Source organism: Roseibium denhamense (genome assembly GCF_009711415.1).
GTDB lineage: Bacteria > Pseudomonadota > Alphaproteobacteria > Rhizobiales > Stappiaceae > Roseibium > Roseibium denhamense.
In genome coordinates this window covers 1-1,655 of sequence record NZ_SMLZ01000050.1, presented here as the reverse complement: position 1 = coordinate 1,655, position 1,655 = coordinate 1, and the positions used below count along the sequence as shown (strand labels likewise).

2 protein-coding genes are annotated in these 1,655 nt (G+C 57.8%); one reads left to right on the top strand and one right to left on the bottom strand.

Going from position 1 to position 1,655, the window contains the following annotated elements; all coding sequences use genetic code 11:
* Nucleotides 1-186, top strand: a 186-nt coding sequence (locus tag E1180_RS22125; RefSeq protein ID WP_208996751.1) for a hypothetical protein, incomplete at its 5' end; no start/stop codon positions are given.
* Here the strand turns inward: E1180_RS22125 and E1180_RS00180 are convergent.
* Nucleotides 179-1,655: recombinase family protein (locus tag E1180_RS00180; protein WP_155189079.1), on the bottom strand; the 1,477-nt coding region annotated here is incomplete at its 5' end. The two genes, E1180_RS22125 and E1180_RS00180, sit on opposite strands and share 8 nt — an antisense overlap.

The window sequence follows — 1,655 nt, the reverse complement described above, 5'->3', positions numbered from 1 at the left end:
CAGCCATTTTCCTCAGAATTTCAATATTTTGTCCTGACTAGTCGGCAATCGCTTGATGTTTCAAAGCCTTGCGCTGTCTCTGTTTTGCAGGTGCGGGCAGGTGGGCCTGTTTTTCCGGCGCTGAACCGCAAAAGTCTCTGTCTGCGTTTTTTGCGCATGGGGTTTGGGATCTGTAGATTTAGCTGAGCGTCTGGATAAGGGCGCGCTGGTCGTCGAAGCCGCCTGGCAGCGTTTGGCGCAACAACCAGTCCGAGGTCAGCGCCATGGGTTGCTTGCCTTGGAAAATATCTCTGACGATGTCCGGCGCCAGGAACGCCAGCGGTATCACCCGCTGAACGGTATTGGGGGATGTGCCTTCGGTGTTGGCAATCTCGGCAAAGCTGTGCCCGTTTTGAACGGCCCGGTACCACCGATTGGCTGACCTGATGTTCTTGATGAGCGTTTTGTCTGTTGCTGTCGTCGAACCGGTTGATGGGTTGGACCTGTCCTTGCTGGATCCGATGATCAGCTTGGCCTCCACACCGCGCTTGCGCCGGGTGAAGGCAAGTGTGGTCTCAAGGGCTTCAGGGTCGAACTCGGCCTTGGGGATCTCGAAGCGCGCGGCCAGCGCATCACCATCCACCTCCAGTGCTATTTGACCAGGCCGTAAAGTGCAGCGCTTGAGGAGTTTGAACACCGCGACATCGGGCGTTTTCCGCAACTCCAAGAGCTTCTCATCGACTTGATGGATACGGGCGATATCGACATCCTCGTTGCCAAGGAGCCCAACCGCTCCTGTGGCCGTCAGGTGTTGGCGGATGGCTGCTGACAGCCTGGTCTCTAGATCAGCCGCCGGCAATCGCCATCCGTCACTCTTTTTTGCGGTGCCTGAGCGTGGATCACTGCCCATGGATGCCGGCTTGATCAGATCCGCAGACACATAATACCGGTAGCGCTTTCCCTGTTTGTTGGCATGGCTGGGTACCAGACGGTTACCGGTCTCATCAAACAGCTTGCCCAGCAGCGGGGAGGGGGCTGTTGCTCTCGTTCCCTTGCTCCGTTCGTAAGGCGCCTTGCCTGCCATCAGCTGCTGGACGGTCTCCCAAGTGGCCGGATCAACAATGGCCGGATGCAGCCCGTCATGGATGTGTTTCTTGTGCCGGATTTTGCCGCAGTAAATCGGGTTGCAGAGAATGGCATGAAGGTGGGAGACATCAAACGGTTTGCCGCCGAACGCTTTGCCAGACTTTGTGGTGCGTTTGCGGGTGGTCAGCTTGAGCTGGTCGGCCCGGTCCTTAACCGCAGCAACGGTGCCGAGCTCCAGATACAGCGCAAACAGCTTAGCTATGGTCTTCGCCTCTTCGGCTTCAATCTGCAGCGTTCGCCCGCGCGCCCGGTAGCCCAGTGGCACCAGACCTCCCATCCACATGCCTTTTTTCTTGGAGGCCGCAATCTTGTCCCTGATCCGTTCTGCGGTGACCTCCCGCTCGAATTGCGCAAAGGACAGCAGAACATTCAGGGTCAACCGGCCCATGCTGGTGGCGGTGTTGAAGCTCTGCGTCACCGAGACAAAGGAAGCATCGCGCCGGTCCAGCCGGTCAACCAGTTTGGCGAAGTCAGTGAGAGAGCGTGTCAGACGATCGATCTTGTAGACAACAATCTGGTCCACCAGGCCG